This window comes from Oscillospiraceae bacterium, from assembly GCA_035353335.1.
Taxonomy (GTDB): Bacteria; Bacillota; Clostridia; order Oscillospirales; family JAKOTC01; genus DAOPZJ01.
In genome coordinates this window covers 14,160-31,079 of record DAOPZJ010000016.1, presented here as the reverse complement: position 1 = coordinate 31,079, position 16,920 = coordinate 14,160, and the positions used below count along the sequence as shown (strand labels likewise).

The window sequence follows — 16,920 nt, the reverse complement described above, 5'->3', positions numbered from 1 at the left end:
TAATGGCACAATGTTGAAGGGGGAAGCGTTCTCCCCGGAAGTCGGATTAAGATGAAAAACCGCCCGAAACAACGCTGAAACATTGTGAATTTGAAAGGGAGTCAATATAATGGCAAACATCAAGTCCGCCCAAAAGAGAGTTGTGTCCGGCCAGAAGAAAGCCGTTGCCAACAAATCGGCCAAATCTGAGCTGAAAACCGAACTGAAGAAGGGCAAGCTCGCAATTGAGAGCGGTTCCGCAGATATGGACGCCACCGTTAAGAACACCATCAAAGCTGTCGATCAGGCGGCCGCGAAAGGTCATATCGCAAAGAATACGGCAGCGCGCCGCAAGAGCTCACTGATGAAAGCGGTCAACGCCAAAAAGGCGGCCAAGTAATCGGGTTATTCAATAAAACAAAGACAGACGGCTTTAAACCGTCTGTTTTCATTTAGAGAAACCACCGGCTGTCCGGTGCGGATGGAGACAAATAATGACGAATGAGTCAATGAATCGCTATAAAACAGTTTCTATAGCAGCAGGCTGCCGCCATTCCGTCGGCCTCAGATCAGACGGTGCAGCGGTTGCTGCTGGAGATAATCATTACGGCAAATGAGATATAAGCAGCTGCGCGCGGTATCATTTCAACCGCGGCCGGGAACGTTCATATGGCGGTGAACACGGGTAACGCTCATTCCCTCGGTTTGAAATCGGATGGTACCGTAACAGCTGCGGGATGGAATAACAACGGGCAATGCGAAGTAAGCGATTGGCGCAGTATTAAAGTACTGTCTGTCATAATTATAGCACTTTAGCCAAAAAGCTCTGAAGGCGCGGGTTTTTCGGACTTGTGAAGAATTCCTTCGGCGGCGCCTGTTCCAAAATTTCACCGCCGTCCATGAACATCACGCGGGTGCCGACTTCCCGCGCAAAGCCCATCTCGTGGGTCACGACGATCATCGTCATGCCGTCTTCAGCCAGCTCGCGCATGACCTCGAGCACCTCGCCGACCATCTCCGGGTCGAGCGCCGAGGTGGGTTCGTCGAATAACATCACTTCGGGGTTCATCGCAAGCGCCCGCACGATGGCAATACGCTGCTTCTGACCGCCCGAGAGCATCGACGGGTAGGCTGTTGCTTTCTCAGTCAATCCGACGCGTGCAAGCAAGCGCATGGCGTTTTCTTTGGCTTCGGCCTTATTGTGAATCTTGAGCTTGACCGGCGCAAGCGTGATATTGTCTAAAATCGTGAGGTGGGGAAAGAGATTGAAATGCTGGAAAACCATCCCCATCTTCTGACGCAGCTGATTGATTTCATTTGAGGTATAGACAAGCTTTTTGTCTTTGTAAAAGATCTCGCCGGACGTCGGTTCTTCAAGCATATTCAAACAGCGCAGAAAAGTCGATTTTCCCGAGCCGGACGGCCCGATGATCACGACTTTTTCTCCGGCGTTGATCGTCTCGGTGATATTGTTGAGTACCAAATTGTCACCGAATTTTTTGGACAGATTCCTAACGTCGATCACTTCTCGCCAACCTCCTCTCCAGCGCTTTCAAGCCCTGTGTCAAAATCCAGACAACCGCAAAATAAATAACCGCAACGATAATCAACGCGAAAAACGGTTCGTAGGTTCGGCTTCTGACGATATCGCCGGCCTTTGTGAGGTCGGTAATCGGGATATAGCCCGCGATCGAGGTCTCCTTGATGACCGTGATAAATTCATTTCCGAGCGCAGGCAAGATATTTTTAATTGCCTGAGGCAAAATGATGTGAATCATCGTCTGAAGCCGTGTCAGACCGAGGGAGCGCCCGGCTTCCATCTGCCCGCGGTCTACCGCCATGATGCCGGCGCGCACGATCTCGGCGACATAAGCGCCCGAGTTGATTCCGAATGCGAGCACGGCCACCACAATGGTGCTCTCCACGTTTTTCAGGATGATATAATACATGATCATCAATTGGACGACGACAGGAGTGCCGCGGATCACGGCGATATAAATACCGAAAATTTTATCGAGCCACTTGAGCTTCGAGTGTTTTTCCGTGGCGTTGACTTTGACGACGGCCACGATAACGCCGATGACGATGCCGAGCAAAACCGCCATCGCAGCGATTTTAAGAGTGTTGCCCAGACCGTTGATAAAAAACATATAACGGTTGTCGGTAATAAAAGTCTTTTCGAAATTGGCGGCCATGCTTGCCGCCCATGCCGCGGCATCCGTGTTCCACCATTCGGTCAGGCGTTGTATGAGATTGACCGTTATTGCTGCAGCCATATGCGTTCACTCTTTCATTGAGACACGATTGCAGGAGGGGATTCCCGATAAAGGATATTCCCTCCTGCCGATCGTACATTTAGGCGGGTGTATCAGCAAAAGCCGCTGTTGAGCAAAGCCGTTGCTTTTAAACGGGAGAAGATGATCAGCCGACAGAAGCAGCCGAGTGCTGCGCCATCCACTTGGCGATTGAGCCGTCACCGATGAGACCGGTGAGGACTTCGTCAACCAGCGCTTTCAGAGTGGTATTTTCTTTCGCGATGGCAATGGCGTAATTTTCCGCGTCAAAGGTACCGTCTGCATAATTGAGCGGGATAGCTTTGAGGCCGGTGTTGTTATTAATAATGTTCATAGCGGTGTCTTTGTCGATGACGACCGCGCCGATTTTGCCGTTCTTGAGATCAACGGTGGCTTCCAGCGCATTCTTATACTGGACAACCGTTGCGCCCGTGTCTTTTAAAACGCCCTTGTCAATGGCATCGGCAATGGCATAATCACCGGTGGTGGACAACTGGACGCCGATCTTGAGGCCGGCAAGGGTCTCAAAATTGGTGACGGCCGCATCTGTATCCAAAACGATGATGTACTGCTGGGTCTGGACATATTCGACCGAGAAATCGACGGATTGTTTGCGCTCGTCTGTGACCGAGAAGCCGGAGACGCCCAGATCGCATTTGCCTTCTTTGACGGCTGCGATGATGTTGTTGAATTCAACGTCTTCGACTTTGAGCTCGACGCCGAGTTTGGCGGCGATGGCCTTGGCGATTTCGATATCGACGCCTGTGATCTCCGTGCCGCTGTAATATTCGTACGGAGCGAAAGCGGCGTTTGTGTAAACGGTAAGTACGCCTTTTTCCTTGATCTTGTCAACTTCGTTTTTGAAACTGGCGCAGCCCGCGAAGCCGATTGCAGCGAGCAAAACTGTCAGAAGAACCGCGATGATTTTTTTCATAATGATTTCCCTTTCTGCGAAATGTCGTACCGACCATATTTTTAGCGGCGGATGTCATCGTCGGACGATGACATCGTCAGTCAATGACATCATTAGTCAATGACGAGGGATAGTGTACACTATTTTGAATAAAAATGCAATAGGTTTTGAATAAAAATTCGATATATGTTAATAATATACGATTATATACATATTTATCTCATTGTACACTAATAAATATGCAATTTATCGGGCGCTATGATGTATTTTAATGCAACAATGCAAAATTAGTTTTCTCCGGAGCGGAATGTCTGAATTACGACAGGAGGGAAGGCTCCTTTTTTGAGAAGCTTCCCTCCTGCTGTTTGTACATTATCTGATGAATTTGCCGAAGCAAGTTGTTGGCTTACTTTGAAGAGACAGAAGACACCGCGGAGCTGCTCACGGATGCGGCAGAGACGGCTGCGGATACAGCGGAACCGACCGAAGCTGCGACAGAGGAAGCCGATGAACCGACCGCAGAATCAACAGAGCTGACAGCGGAATCGACAGAGCCGGTTTCGGAGGTGTACAACACCGCAGAAACGGCCGAAGATGTCTCGGAAGAGGCTTCGGACGAGGCCTTGGGAGCGGTGCAGCCGGCAAATGCGATTGCCGCGAGAAGGATCACTGTGATGATAGCGAGAAACTTTTTCATGGTACTTTGTCCTTTCGGTATGTGAATTGAATTCTTTGCCGCTGTTTCTAGGCATTGTTAAACTGCCCAAAAAACAGCAACGGATGAAAGTGTACACCTTTTTTGCAAAAATGCAATAACGTATAAACAGAAAATATGCGATAAAACAAAACCATAACTTTGTGCATTTTTAACAAAACATATGAATTTTTCTATTCGGCTTGACTTATAAGACATGTATTATATAATTAGCTCAGTCCTTTTTAACAGGTGAGGAGAACCAAAAATGAGTTTTGTGTTATCATGTTTTGCGGATGAAATAGACAGTGATCTCTCGGTGCAGATGCGGGAGATGAGACGCTGCGGCATCGGTCATCTCGAATTGAGAGGCGTCGGAGGCAGGAATGTTTCGGAGTTTTCGGAACAGGAACTGCGCGAAATTAAAAAGCGCCTTGACGGGGAAGATATCCGGGTTTCGGCCATCGGTTCACCCGTTGGAAAGATCGGAATCAAAGACGATTTTGCGCCGCACCTTGCGGTTTTTGAGCGCATGCTCGGCGCTGCGCAGATCATGGGCGCGCGCTATATCCGGATCTTCAGCTTTTATATGCCGAAAGGTGAGGATGCCCAACAGTATTCTGAACCTGTCTGCGAGCGGCTTGAAAAATTTAAGGAAAAAGCGATACCCCTGAATTTAGTGCTGCTGCATGAAAACGAAAAGGGGATTTTCGGCGATATCGCACCGCGCTGTAAACAGTTGATGGAGCGTCTCGGAGACGAAAATTTTAAGATGACATTTGATCCGGCTAATTTTGTACAATGCGGTCAAAAGGTTATGGAGGCCTATCGGCTGCTTGTGAAATATATCGAATACGTCCACATCAAGGACGCGAAATTTGCAGATGCAAGCGTCGTTCCGGCCGGTTACGGAGACGGTGAAATCAAAGAAATGCTCGCGGCCTTATATGAAAACAGTTACGACGGGTTCTTGTCGCTCGAACCGCATCTCGGCGATTTCAAAGGTTTTTCCGCATTGGAGCAGGACAAAAAGGAATTGAATTTCAGCGGTGGCACGGATGCCTTAGGGCGTTTTGAACTCGCGGTGAACTGCCTCAGAGATGCGATGAAAAAGGTCATAAATGCCTGAAACAAAAGGAAGTAATTAGCCATGGAGAACAAGATCAAGCTTTGCGTGACCGGCTGCGGCAACATCGGCACACTGCATTGCAAACGCATTGCAGACGGGATCACGCAAGGGGTGGAACTCACCGCGATCTGCGATAACAACCCCAAAAAGCTCGAAGCAGCGAAAAAGCAATACGGAGAGAGCGTACGCTATTTCGAAGGCGTCGAACAGGCAATCGCTTCAAAGATCTTTGACAGCATGCTGGTGTCAACACCGCATTATGCACATCCCGACATCACAATCAAGGCGCTTGAGAGCGGCTTGAATGTGCTGTGCGAAAAGCCGATCTGCGTCTATACTTCTGCTGCCCGTAAGATGAACGAAGCTGCGCAAAAGAGCGGTAAGGTTTTCGGCATTATGTATAACCAGCGCACCAATCCGCTTTATCAAAAATTGCGCGAGATGATCATGACCGGAGAGCTCGGCGAAATTCGGCGCGTGATCTGGATTATCACCAACTGGTATCGCTCCCAGAGCTATTATGATTCGGGCGGATGGCGCGCGACCTGGGGCGGTGAGGGCGGCGGCGTGCTGCTCAACCAAGACCCGCACCAGCTCGACTTATGGCAATGGATGTGCGGCATACCGAAACGTATTCACGCGCATGCCTATAACGGCAGACACCGCAATATCGAAGTCGAAAACGACGTCACGGCGTTCGCGGAATACGAGAGCGGCGCCACCGGGTTGTTTGTGACCTCGACGTTCGAAACCCCCGGTACCAACCGGCTCGAAATTTCCGCAGATAACGGTAAAGTCGTTTTGGAAGACGATAAATTGATTTTTACCAAAAACAAGATCAGCGAGACCGAATGGAACAGCACTTGTAAAACCGGTTTCGGCGAACCGGAGCACGAGGTGCTTGAGATTGCCGTGCCGGAGACCCCCGAATGCCATCTCGGACACGCGGGCATCCTGACCGATTTCGCCTCCGCCGTATTGAATAAAACACCGCTGCTTGCCCCCGGCATCGAGGGTATCCGGGGTCTTTCGATCTCGAATGCGATTCACCTCTCAGCCTGGACGGGTGAGTGGGTTGAGCCGGAACACATCGACGAAAAGCTCTTCGAATCACTGCTCGCGGATAAAATTAAGAATTCAACAATGACAAAATCGGGCACCGGAACGATTTTAAACACCGAGGGAACTTTTTAGAGTAAAAAATCATAAATGTAAAGTGTAAAGTCAAATTACTTGTGTCTATTTTTATGAAATGGGAAATTTTTAAATAAAAAAATCATGCAAAAGCATAGCCTCAGTGCACTTGTATGGTTTCGGTAAAATTAAACGGGCGGCCTTGAAAAAGCCGCCCGCGATTAATTTTGGTTATTCATTTTCCGCAGCAGGATTGGTCAGATTCGGCTCCTCTAAACCCTCAGGTTCCGTCGGCTTTTCATAGACAGCATTGTAGATGGGTTTAACATGCTTTCCGCCCGGCAGCATGATCAAAAACACCGCCGCGAAATTGATCACATAACCGAACAGGATGATTAATCGCGCCGAGAAATGGTCACCGAGTGCGCCGGTGACAAGTTGTCCGGCGATCATCCCAAGCGAAAGCAGCATCTGAAACGAGCCGTTAAACCGGCCCCGATAATCGTTCGGGATATAGCTCTGAGTTGCCGCAATCCGAATGTTATATGATGTGACGGAAAACAAACCGGACACGAACATCAGCGGAATCATCATGCCGATCGGTGTGAACAAATAGCCGCCCTCGAGGATGCAGGTCGTGATATAGACCGTCAATGCGATCGAAAATTTATGCTTCGGGGGCAGTTTCATCTTATAATGCAAAAATCCGCCGACCAGCCGTCCCAATAAGTTTGCGCCCATCACGAAGGTATAGACCATGACGCCCAATTCCGGCGTGCTCTTGAAATAGGGCAGTGCAAGCCCTCCGGTCGAATAGGAGAGGTTCGCGATTAAAAAGTAAGCAGTGACCACCAAAAGCCCCTTCTCGGAGCGTATGTAGTCCACACCGGCTTTGAATTCGTTGAAATAGTATTTTGCGGTGAATTTTTGCGTGCGGTGCTGAATATGCGTCTCCGGTGCTTTGATGAAGACCTCCATCACCGCGGCGATGAAAAAGGTGACGGCGTTGAACAGAAACAGCGGTGCCATATTGCCGAGTTTTTCATATACATACGCCGCGACCGGCACCATGACCGCCGCGACCGGATAAATGATGCTCGAGATCGAATAGGCCTTGCTGTAGTGTTCTTTTGCGATCAGTGTCGGGTATAAGCTGTCGTAAGCGGTCTGGTAAGTGCTGTCGATCGAACCGATCAGAACCGCCAGCGCTAAGAACGGCCAGAAACTGAAGATGTTGAAATGCAGCAGGAAAAACAGTCCAAAATAGATCGCCGCAGACAGAAAGTCAAGCGAGTAGATGACTTTTGCACGCGGGAAATTATCCAAATACGGCCCGGCAACCATCGGCATGATGATTTTCGGAAGGTTGTAGGCCACCATGAACAGCGAATACAGAAAGACCGATTTGGTATAGTCGAGTACCAGAAGACCGATGGCAAAACCGCTGATGGCATTGCCGAGCATCGAAATCACCGTTCCGACGGTGATGATCATGAAATTTTTATTCCAGAGCTTAGTGCTCACGTTTTAGTACATCCTTTATTTGATATTGATTCGTTTTTTACACTCGTCTTCACCGAGCACCTGCATGATCGTATACAAGTCGGGGGTTTGGCTTCGGTTCGTGACGGAAATGCGGATCATCGCCGCGACGTCGGATAACGGGCCTTTATAGGCCTCGGGATTGGCTTTGTAGAGCTTGGTATCGGATGCATAACCGATTCCGTCCGCGACCTGCTTGACCTTGGCAAACCATACATCGCGGTCATCGGAATAGTCAAACAGTTTGGCGTATCCGGCAAGCGCGGCCTTGAAATCGTCGGCGGAAAGCGTTCCGAGGTCATAGCTGTCCTTGATGTCGCCATAAAAATCCTCGTTGATGAAATAGCCGAAATAATCTCTCACCATGCTCCAGTTTGCGATATCTTTGCGGGGTTTCGGTACTTCGCGGTCGATGTTGAAAATTTCGCGCCAGCGCCCTTGATCGCATCCGACGAGTTTTGCCATCTCGGGGTTGAACAGCATTGCCCAGGCGAGATAACGCGCAAGCACATCGTCCGCCGAGAGCAGGGATATGTAGTTTTTGCAGACATCATCGAGCTTGCTACGGTCAAATACTGCGCCGGAGACAGACATATTTTTAACATTGAATTTATAATCATCAATCGGGGCTTTGGGATTCGCCCGCCGCCAGTCCTCAAAACCGGAGTTGGCAATTGAAGTCAGATATTCGATCACAGCGTCCTTGTCGTAGCCCATCTCATGATAAAAGATCAAGCCGAATTCGGGGTCTTTGCGTTTGGAGAGCTTGCGCTTACTGTTGCCTTCGATCTTGCTGATGGGCGCGACATGAGTATAGCGGGGCTGTTTGTAACCGAGCACACGGAACAGTTCCGCGTGAATCGGCGAAGAGGCCATCCACTCGTCGCCGCGCACCACATCGGTCACGCGCATAAAGTGGTCGTCGACCGCATGGGCAAAGTGATAGGTCGGGATGCCGTCGGATTTGAGCAGTACGACGTCCATGATATTTTGCGGGAACTCCATCGTTCCGCGTATGTTGTCGGTGATATGGTCGGTCTTTTTGGCGTCGCCTGCGCTGCGCAGCCGGATGACATAATCTTTGCCCGCAGCCAGATTCTTCTCGACTTCCTCAAGTGTCAGGTCACGGCAGCGGGCCCACTCGCCGAAATAGCCCGGCGCGGGGACTTTAGCGGCTTTTTGTTTTGCGCGGATGTCGTTGAGCTCCTCGGCAGTGCAGAAGCAAGGGTAAGCAAGTCCCTGTTCAATCAGCCATTTGGCGCAGGACTGATACAACGCCTTGCGTTTGCTCTGGGTGTAGGAGCCGTAATCGCCTTTTTCACCGCCGTCAAGGGTCGGCCCCTCGTCGAAGAAAATGCCGAACTCCCCGAGCATCTTTACGATCTTGGCGATTCCGTCTTTGACGGTGCGTTTGGCATCGGTGTCCTCAATACGTAAAAAACAGACGCCGCCGCTCTGATGCGCAAGCCGCAGATCGACATTGCAGGTAAACACGTTGCCGAGGTGCGGCAGACCGGTCGGACTCGGTGCAAACCGGGTCACTCTGGCGCCCTCCGGCAGAGCACGCGGGGGATATCTTTTCTCCCAAACGGAAAGGTCGCTGCACACGTTCGGCAGCACTAAATCCGCGAGTTTTTTGTAATCCATATTTTTACCGTCCTTTGCTGTTTTATTGAGTCGGTTGGTTTAAATTCATCCGCATAATGGTGTTCAGCGATAATATCAGGTCTTTTGTGTTGACCGAAGCATAGCCGCTGTGTTCGATCAAAAGGGAGCGCGCACCCTGTGACTTGGCGTATCCGTATAAATATCCCTGGCGGGTGCCGTAATCCTCACTGATGTGCGCAAGACCGAGATTTGCCGCAAACGCCCGCCCGAGTTCGGCGTCACCGTAGGATTCGCTGTACCAGCCGTGGAAATCGATGAAAACGTCGGGAGAAACGGTTTTAATCAGGTCTCTGAGTGCGGCTGTCTCCTGCGCCTTAAATTCGCCTTTCAGGAAATCGCGGTTCATATCAATCCCCTGTGACTGCCCGCGTCCGAATTTGACGCCGCCGTTTCGGTTCATCACGCCGTCGGGGTTGACCATCGGTACGATGAACAATTCTGTGTCCTCGAGGTACTCGGGTTTGAGACAATAAAAGAATGCGATCTGGTAGGCCTGTTCGGCCAAGTATGCGCCGTCGCTGGAGGCCTCGCTCTCATAGCCGTGAATCGCAAAGGTCAGCATGATCTTTTTTGTCGGTTCCCGGTTCGGGTTTTTGATGTGATAATAATAGAGCGGGCGGCCTAAAACGCTCTCGCCGTATTGAATTAATTCGGGAACGACGACGCTTTTATCTCCGAAAGCGGTGAAATAATCATCCAGCCCTTCGATATCCGTGTAAAGAATTTTTGTCAGTTCCAAAAGCGATTCATGGGGCGTAAACCTGCCTGCCGCTGCATAAACATCTTTTTCTTCGGGGGTAAAGAGGAAAATATCGTCAATGAAATATCCCATATCAATCAACGATTCCACATCCGTATAACTGAAACCCAGTGCGAACATTTTTTGGCGCGTCTCCCGGGTATAGGTACCGTCGAAACCGACTGATTCGGGAATTCCGAGTTCGGAGAAAAAATCAGTCGGAACCGAAGAGATTTCGGAATGGGGATTTGCGTTCGTTTCGATTGTGCTCTGGACGGCAGAATCAGAGCAGGCACAAAAAAATAACAGGCAGGTCAGCAGCGGCGCAAAGATTCGTTTGGAGGTCATGTTGTCTATCTCCCGTGTTTCTTCTTTAATAATTTCTGCCGCCGTATTTCGAAGCAGGCCGGTTCGGCGGTCTATTTATCATTTACGCCGCCTTTGCTTTTTATAACGGCGTTCATGGTATTGAAGGGGATCTCGATTTCACGAGCGGCGAATTCCTTGATGATCTCTTTCCGCAGATCACACAGCATTGAGAAACCGGAGCCGGAATCCGCAGACCAAATAAATGCGCGCAAAGCGACGCCGAAATCTTTTAAATCGACTACCCGCACGGCAACGACCGGTTCGCCGGAGGCGATCTCCTGCGGGTTTCTTGCATCGACGCAATAGGGATGCGAAACGGCAAGATTTCGCAGCAGCGAAATGGCTTTGTCGATATCGGCGGTGTATGCGATATTGATATCGAGATAATTGCACAGCCGCTTTTCGCCAAGCATTTGGTTTTCGATCACCGAGCCGTTGGTTTTCGCGTTCGGCACGATCACGCGGTTGTTTTGAAAGGTCTTTAAAACTGTGTGATGCAGGTTGATGTCCTCCACAACGCCGGTCACGCCAAGGTCTTTGATCGTGATGATGTCGCCGATCACAAACGGTTTGAACAGTGAGATAAACAAACCGTGAACCAGATTTGAAAAGGCCTCCTGGGAGGCTAATCCGATGATCACAGCCAGCACGCCGGAAGTCGCAAGCAGCGATACCGTCATGGTTTTCAGAGGTTGAATTTGAAACAGAGCGCTGGTGACGGCAATGATATAAATCAATGCTCGAATCAAGTGAGCCAGCAGCGGGAAAGTGTTCTTTTTGCCGCGTTTTTCTTTTTCTTTAAGAATGCGTTTGATGACATGAAGTAAAATCCAAGCGGCGACACCGATACACAGCCATACCAGCAAAGTCATAAAAAGGCCTTCTTCGAAGGTGGCCTTTGTCTTGTCATTAACATCGAGAATCCATTGCCAAATTTCTTTCATAATCAGACCGTCCTTTCCGATAGGTTATCTTTGATCTTTGATGCGGTATTTTTGTGTGTCAATCCGATTTCGTATTGCAATATAAACCACCCATCCGAGTAAAGCGCCGAGCGTATTCAGCCATAAGTCATCGATATCGGTGCCACGTTCGAGCGGGTATTGCGCCAGTTCGATGACCAATGAGGTCATCATGCCGTAAAGCAGCGCTTTCCAAACCGACGGCTTTTTCCATAACAGACAGGAAAAAAAACCGAGGGGCATGAAAACGACGATGTTTCCGACGATGTTGATCAAAAAGAAGCTGATCTTTCCGCGTTCAAAGGTCTCGATTTTCACAAGCCGGAACACATCGAAGAGTTTGAGGTTCAATCCGCCTCCGCCGGGACGGTGAACGATCGAAAAACCGCTTTCGGTCAGCGTGATTTCGGATAACACCGTCTGTGAAATCAACCCCACGAGAAACATCGTGAAAATCACCATTAAAATCTCGCGGGACCGGGGGCTGACCAGATTGTGTTTTGAAAGCCGGTTGACGCGCATATAGCGCCAAAGCAGGATGAACGGCAGTGAGATCAGCATATACGGGAGCATATTTAAAAAGTATTCGAACGCAGCAGCCATTGTGCCCTCCGTAAATGATATTATTGCGGTAAAAACGGTTTTCTTTCAGAACATATTTATAAATTAACATTATGCATTTTAAAGGACATAATTGACTGGTATCGTTTCATTGAAAGCCGGACCTCAAAAAAATAACCTTATAATCATACCATGTTCTGTGTATTTTTGCAATATTTTGTCTTCGGCAGTGATGAGGTTAATGATGCGCATAAAAACATATTCTCACACCGTCGTGTTGATTCGATTGAATTTGCGGGTAAAATATGCTAAACTGATATAAAACGGCAGCAGGATAACAGCGGCTGTTTTCAGTAAATATCACCCGGAGGAACTAACTCGGTATGGACAACAGATTGGATTCTTTTTTTGCGAAACTTCGCTCAAAAAAGGTCTTTGTCATCGGAATCGGCGTCAGTAACACGCCGCTCATTAAGTTATTGTTAAAAAAAGGTGTCCCGGTCACGGTCTGCGATAAAAAAGGCGCAGCCGCGCTCGGTTCGATCTGTGACGAAATCCGCTCCTGGGGCGCAAAGCTTTTAATCGGCCCGGATTATCCCGAAGTTTTCGACGCCGATGTCATTATCCGCGCGCCCGGGGTCTATTTTGACCTGCCCTCGCTCGTTGCCGCCAGAAAACGCGGTGCCGCCGTGACCTCCGAGATGGAATTATTCTTCGACTACTGCCCGTGCCCGATTTATGCCGTGACCGGCAGTGACGGCAAAACCACGACCACGACCATCATCGCCGAGTGCCTGACGAAGCAGGGGAAACTTGTGCATCTAGGCGGAAACATCGGCCGCAGCCTGTTTGATAAAGTCGAAGAGATGTCGCATAACGATGTCGCGGTCGTCGAACTGTCCAGCTTCCAGTTAATGTCGATGCGTAAAAGTCCCGACGTTGCGGTCGTCACCAACGTAAACCCCAACCATCTGGATATCCATAAAGATATGAACGAATACATCACCTCCAAAAAGAATCTGTTTTTGCATCAAAACGCCTTTGCGCGCTGCGTGCTGAACGCTGAAAATGAAATTACAAGGTCGTTTGCTTCCGAGACACGCGGGCAGACAGCGTTTTTTTCTTCGCTTAAAAAAGTTGAAAACGGAGTTTACCTTAAAGACGGCGAACTCGTCCACGTCACCAACGGCGAAGAAGAGGAAATTATGGCTGCCGACGAAATTTTATTGCCGGGGAAACACAACGCCGAAAACTATATGGCTGCCTTCGCGGCGGTTTGGGGCGTTGTTGATGTTAAGGTTATGGCTGAGATCGCGCGAACTTTCAAGGGTGTCGAACACCGCGAAGAATTCGTACGCGAACTCGACGGCGTAAAATATTATAACGATTCCATTGCGACCACACCGACCCGCACGATCGCCGCGCTGAACGCGTTTAAAAAGAACGTTATTTTAATCGGCGGCGGTTATGACAAAAAAATCCCGTTCGAACCGCTCGGAAAACCGGTCGTCGATACCTGCAAGGCCGTGATCTTATTCGGCGACACCGCAAAAAAGATGGGCGACGCGATCGCTGCCGCGCCCGGTTACAACGCAGAAAAAGTGCCGATATTTTATGTCGGAAACATGTTTGAAGCGGTGCAAAAAGCCCGTTCGATTGCGAATAGCGGTGATTTTGTCACACTCTCTCCCGCCTGTGCCAGCTTTGACCGTTATCCCAACTATGAGACCCGCGGCGAGGAATATAAAACGCTTGTGAAGAAACTTTAGAGGTGGAATTCAATTGGACACGAAGCATCTTGTGACCGCGCTTTGCGAACCGTTCGGCGGTTCCGGCAGCGAAAAGAACGTCAACGACGTCATCTGCGGGATATTAAAGGGTTATAAAACTGCGACTGACGCGATGGGCAATCTCGGAGTCGAGATCGTTCCCAGGCGCGCCGACATGCCGGTCGTCATGCTGACCGCCCATACCGACGAAATCTCATTTCTCGTCAGCGAGGTACGCGGCGACGGCAGTTTACTGTTAAGTCCGGTGGGCGGAATTGACCGCCGTACCATCCACGGGGCGAAAATCGTCGTACATACCCAAACCGGATGCGTCACCGGCATTATCACAAGCGGTGAAAACGAAACCGGTCCCAAAGATAATATCACCGCCGATATCGGGTATCAAAAAGACGATTCGCCCGTCAGACAGGGAGACCGGGCCGGATTTATCGCACCGGTTTTTGAGCTTTCAAACGGTGTCTTATGCGGACACGCTCTTGATGACCGCCTTGGTTGTGCCGTAATCATCAAAGCGGCGCAAAACCTCTCGAAAAACCTCAACATCGGGGTCTATCTGCTGTTCGCGGTGCAGGAGGAAATCGGCTGCCGAGGCAGCGGCGCGGGTACCCACAACATCCTGCCCGATATCGCCATTGCGGTCGACGGCAGCTTCGGGGAAAATCCCGCTGCCGACTCATCCAAGACCGGAAAGAGCGGGGAGGGCCCGATGATCGGCGTGTCCCCGATTTTGTCTCAAAGACATACCGACGGCCTGATCGCCGAAGCCAAAGCGCGAAAAATCCCCTATCAGCTTGAGATCATGGGCGGGGGAACCGGAACCGACAGCGATCGCATCACTTTTACCGACGGCGGCGTCGAGACCGCGCTGGTCTCGGTGCCGATGCGCAATATGCATACCGCAGTCGAGACCGTTTTGGTCTCCGACATCGACAAGAGCGCCAAGCTGATTGCGGCTTATGTCAATACGCTGGGAGGTGCGGCAAGTGTTTGAGCTGATTGAAAAACTGGTGCAAATTGACGCGCCGACCGGACGCGAAGTCCCGATGCGCGTGTTTTTATCCGCTTATTTAGCCGGAAAATGCGAATTTTATACCGATACGCTCGGCAGTGTGATTGCACACAAAAAAGGCGGCGGGCGTAAACTCATGTTGACCGCGCCGATGGATGAGCCGACATTTTTACTCAAAAAGGGCGAGATGCCTTATTATAAATTCGAGACCGTCGGAAAAGCCGGAACAGCTCAATTATTCGGCCGGAAGCTGAAGTTCGACGGCAAAAAAGGCGTGATCGCGGTCTGTCCGGTACACCTTTCAAACGGCGACGATAAACTTCCTAAAACGGATTCACTCTATTTCGAGTGTTACGACGAGCCGGATCAGGGTTCTTTCGGCGTTTACGATTCCGAATTTTTCGCCTGGGGTAAGGATGGCGGTATCATCGGCGGGAAAGCTCTTTCTTCCCGTGCGTCCATAGCTGCGCTTCTCAAGACCCTTGAAACTTCGGGTGAAGCCGATCTGTGGCTGGTATTCGCCGCGCGCGGCAATCTGAACGCGGGCGGAGTAAAAGCCGCCGCAGAAACCATTAAGCCCGACGTCGCCATTGTTGTGCAGGGCAATGAGAACGGCGCTCTTGAAACCGAAAAAGAACCCGAACTCGGACTTCCGGTCATCGACAGCGGTGCAGTTCACGACGAAGAACTTTTGTATGAAATTAAAACTACAGCCGAGATGCTTGGCATTAAAACCGTTATCCCGACCGCACGCCCAACCTGCCCGGCAGGTACAGTCGCGCAGTGCGCGGGCGGCATCCGGACTGCGTTTTTGGCGCTGCCGACACGGCTTCCCGGCTCGGACACCGAGAGCTGCCGGAAAAAGGATATCGAAGCGCTCTTTAAGTTGTTAAACGCGGTGGTCCTAAAATGAACGAAAGAGTTCTGATTGCCGCGCAAAAAGCGGAATTAAAAATTAAATCTCAGTTTGAAAAAATCGAACATACCGAGCGCATTTGCACTGAGCGGGTGTTGAAGGCATTTTCCGAAAATCGGGTCAGCGAAGCGCATCTGCTCGGCACAACCGGCTACGGTTACGGCGACCTCGGGCGCGAGACGCTTGATAAGGTCTATGCGTCCGTTTACGGCACCGAGGACGCTTTTGTCCGCATCCAGATGGTCAGCGGTACCCATGCGATTGCAACCGGATTGTTCGGGGTGCTGCGCCCCGGAGATCAGGTTCTTTCGATTACCGGAAAACCCTACGATACCATTCTGCCGACCATTATGAAAAAGGGCGGGGGTTCGCTTGCCGATTTCGGTGTTAAATTTGATTGGCTCGATTTCGACGGGATATTTAATCTGAATAGAATTCTTTCTATGATTACCGGAAAGAAAATGATCTATATTCAGCGCTCGCGCGGATATACCCTGCGGCGTTCATTGACCACGGGAGACATTGACCGGGCGATTGAGGCAATTCATGCGAAATTCCCCGAAATGATTGTCTTTGTCGACAACTGTTATGGCGAATTTGTCTGCGAAAGCGAACCCAAAGCCGATCTGTTGGCGGGCAGCTTGATTAAAAACGCGGGCGGCGGGCTGTGTCCCTGCGGCGGATATCTCGCGGGAAAAAAAGAACTGATCGACGCCTGCGCCGACCGGTTGTTTGCGCAGGATATCGGGCGCGAAGTAGGAGCGACTCTGTTTCAAAACCGCAGTATGTTCATGGGGATGTTCATGGCTCCGCACGCTACCGCCGAGGCCTTAAAGACCTCGGTTTTCGCGGCTGCGCTGTTTGACGAACTCGGCTTTGAAACCGAGCCTGTTTTTGACGCGGAACGCGCCGATATCGTGCAGCTGTTGAAACTGGGAAATCCCGAACTGTTGATCAGATTTTGCAGGGGGCTTCAAAGCGGTTCTCCGATTGACAGCTACGTCAGCCCGGAGCCGTGGGATATGCCCGGTTATAACAGCAAGGTCATTATGGCAGCCGGCGGTTTTATCTCCGGTTCGAGTGTTGAAATCTCGGCTGATGCGCCGCTGAGGGAACCTTTCGCGGTCTGGCTGCAGGGCGGATTGACGTTTGCGGGCGGGCGATATGCGGTACTTCGGGCTGCAGAGGCGATAATTTTATAACATCTTTGACTAATCATGG

General features: G+C 50.4%; 16 protein-coding genes. 7 read left to right on the top strand and 9 right to left on the bottom strand.

The features are described 5' to 3' along the window. The first annotated feature begins 109 nt into the window (after positions 1-109). Positions 110-379 (top strand): 30S ribosomal protein S20, encoded by a 270-nt coding sequence (gene rpsT, locus PKH29_05000; protein HNX14193.1) that lies wholly within the window; start codon positions 110-112, stop codon positions 377-379. 402 nt (positions 380-781) lie between these two features. Here the strand turns inward: rpsT and PKH29_04995 are convergent, their stop codons facing one another. From PKH29_04995 to PKH29_04980, 4 genes are all read right to left on the bottom strand, one after another. Continuing rightward, the gene (locus PKH29_04995; protein ID HNX14192.1) at positions 782-1,504 is read right to left on the bottom strand and encodes an amino acid ABC transporter ATP-binding protein; all 723 of its coding nucleotides are present in this window, start codon (positions 1,502-1,504) and stop codon (positions 782-784) included. Continuing rightward, positions 1,491-2,255: an amino acid ABC transporter permease gene (locus PKH29_04990; protein HNX14191.1), complete on the bottom strand. Its 765-nt coding sequence runs from the start codon at positions 2,253-2,255 to the stop codon at positions 1,491-1,493. Before PKH29_04990 ends, PKH29_04995 begins: the two co-directional genes overlap by 14 nt. Positions 2,256-2,400: 145 nt before the next feature. Beyond that, positions 2,401-3,207: an ABC transporter substrate-binding protein gene (locus PKH29_04985; GenBank protein ID HNX14190.1), complete on the bottom strand. Its 807-nt coding sequence runs from the start codon at positions 3,205-3,207 to the stop codon at positions 2,401-2,403. A 385-nt stretch (positions 3,208-3,592) separates the two neighbouring features. Next, complete coding sequence (locus PKH29_04980; protein ID HNX14189.1) at positions 3,593-3,883, bottom strand: hypothetical protein; 291 nt, start codon at positions 3,881-3,883, stop codon at positions 3,593-3,595. Between the two features lie 265 nt (positions 3,884-4,148). Here PKH29_04980 and PKH29_04975 point away from each other — a divergent pair, with 265 nt between their 5' ends. Beyond that, complete coding sequence (locus tag PKH29_04975) at positions 4,149-5,009, top strand: sugar phosphate isomerase/epimerase (protein ID HNX14188.1); 861 nt, start codon at positions 4,149-4,151, stop codon at positions 5,007-5,009. A 21-nt stretch (positions 5,010-5,030) separates the two neighbouring features. Next, positions 5,031-6,203, top strand: coding sequence for a Gfo/Idh/MocA family oxidoreductase (locus tag PKH29_04970; GenBank protein ID HNX14187.1), 1,173 nt, complete (start codon positions 5,031-5,033; stop codon positions 6,201-6,203). Between the two features lie 171 nt (positions 6,204-6,374). On the opposite strand, the gene PKH29_04965 is transcribed toward PKH29_04970, so the two are convergent. The 5 genes from PKH29_04965 to PKH29_04945 all read right to left on the bottom strand — a co-directional run bounded on the left by PKH29_04965 (position 6,375) and on the right by PKH29_04945 (position 12,026). Then, a complete protein-coding gene (locus PKH29_04965; protein HNX14186.1) occupies positions 6,375-7,667 on the bottom strand; it encodes an MFS transporter in 1,293 nt (430 codons plus the stop codon). Positions 7,668-7,682: 15 nt separating this feature from the next. Further along, positions 7,683-9,332, bottom strand: a complete 1,650-nt coding sequence (locus tag PKH29_04960) for a glutamate--tRNA ligase (protein HNX14185.1) — start codon at positions 9,330-9,332, stop codon at positions 7,683-7,685. A 22-nt stretch (positions 9,333-9,354) separates the two neighbouring features. Beyond that, on the bottom strand, positions 9,355-10,440 hold the full coding sequence (locus PKH29_04955; GenBank protein ID HNX14184.1) for a M14 family zinc carboxypeptidase: 1,086 nt from the start codon (positions 10,438-10,440) through the stop codon (positions 9,355-9,357). Positions 10,441-10,511: 71 nt separating this feature from the next. Next, a complete protein-coding gene (locus PKH29_04950; GenBank protein HNX14183.1) occupies positions 10,512-11,405 on the bottom strand; it encodes a mechanosensitive ion channel family protein in 894 nt (297 codons plus the stop codon). A gap of 24 nt (positions 11,406-11,429) precedes the next feature. Then, entirely contained in the window at positions 11,430-12,026 is a 597-nt protein-coding gene (locus PKH29_04945; GenBank protein ID HNX14182.1) for a VanZ family protein, read from the bottom strand. 341 nt (positions 12,027-12,367) lie between these two features. Here PKH29_04945 and murD point away from each other — a divergent pair, with 341 nt between their 5' ends. Genes murD through PKH29_04925 form a run of 4 tightly spaced genes read left to right on the top strand, consistent with a single transcriptional unit; the run spans position 12,368 to position 16,901 of the window. Then, entirely contained in the window at positions 12,368-13,753 is a 1,386-nt protein-coding gene (murD, locus tag PKH29_04940; protein HNX14181.1) for a UDP-N-acetylmuramoyl-L-alanine--D-glutamate ligase, read from the top strand. 13 nt (positions 13,754-13,766) lie between these two features. Further along, positions 13,767-14,765 (top strand): hypothetical protein, encoded by a 999-nt coding sequence (locus PKH29_04935; protein HNX14180.1) that lies wholly within the window; start codon positions 13,767-13,769, stop codon positions 14,763-14,765. Next, complete coding sequence (locus PKH29_04930; protein HNX14179.1) at positions 14,758-15,696, top strand: hypothetical protein; 939 nt, start codon at positions 14,758-14,760, stop codon at positions 15,694-15,696. The genes PKH29_04935 and PKH29_04930 overlap by 8 nt, the downstream gene beginning before the upstream one ends. Continuing rightward, entirely contained in the window at positions 15,693-16,901 is a 1,209-nt protein-coding gene (locus PKH29_04925) for a methionine gamma-lyase family protein (GenBank protein HNX14178.1), read from the top strand. Before PKH29_04930 ends, PKH29_04925 begins: the two co-directional genes overlap by 4 nt. Positions 16,902-16,920 lie beyond the last annotated feature (19 nt).

Excerpts from the sequence above, each read along its gene's own strand:
- rpsT (HNX14193.1), top strand. The coding sequence starts at position 110 with ATGGCAAACATCAAGTCCGCCCAAAAGAGAGTTGTGTCCGGCCAGAAG.
- PKH29_04990 (HNX14191.1), bottom strand. The coding sequence starts at position 2,255 with ATGGCTGCAGCAATAACGGTCAATCTCATACAACGCCTGACCGAATGG.
- PKH29_04985 (HNX14190.1), bottom strand. The coding sequence starts at position 3,207 with ATGAAAAAAATCATCGCGGTTCTTCTGACAGTTTTGCTCGCTGCAATC.
- PKH29_04980 (HNX14189.1), bottom strand. The coding sequence starts at position 3,883 with ATGAAAAAGTTTCTCGCTATCATCACAGTGATCCTTCTCGCGGCAATC.
- PKH29_04975 (HNX14188.1), top strand. The coding sequence starts at position 4,149 with ATGAGTTTTGTGTTATCATGTTTTGCGGATGAAATAGACAGTGATCTC.
- PKH29_04970 (HNX14187.1), top strand. The coding sequence starts at position 5,031 with ATGGAGAACAAGATCAAGCTTTGCGTGACCGGCTGCGGCAACATCGGC.
- PKH29_04960 (HNX14185.1), bottom strand. The coding sequence starts at position 9,332 with ATGGATTACAAAAAACTCGCGGATTTAGTGCTGCCGAACGTGTGCAGC.
- PKH29_04955 (HNX14184.1), bottom strand. The coding sequence starts at position 10,440 with ATGACCTCCAAACGAATCTTTGCGCCGCTGCTGACCTGCCTGTTATTT.
- PKH29_04950 (HNX14183.1), bottom strand. The coding sequence starts at position 11,405 with ATGAAAGAAATTTGGCAATGGATTCTCGATGTTAATGACAAGACAAAG.
- PKH29_04945 (HNX14182.1), bottom strand. The coding sequence starts at position 12,026 with ATGGCTGCTGCGTTCGAATACTTTTTAAATATGCTCCCGTATATGCTG.
- murD (HNX14181.1), top strand. The coding sequence starts at position 12,368 with ATGGACAACAGATTGGATTCTTTTTTTGCGAAACTTCGCTCAAAAAAG.
- PKH29_04925 (HNX14178.1), top strand. The coding sequence starts at position 15,693 with ATGAACGAAAGAGTTCTGATTGCCGCGCAAAAAGCGGAATTAAAAATT.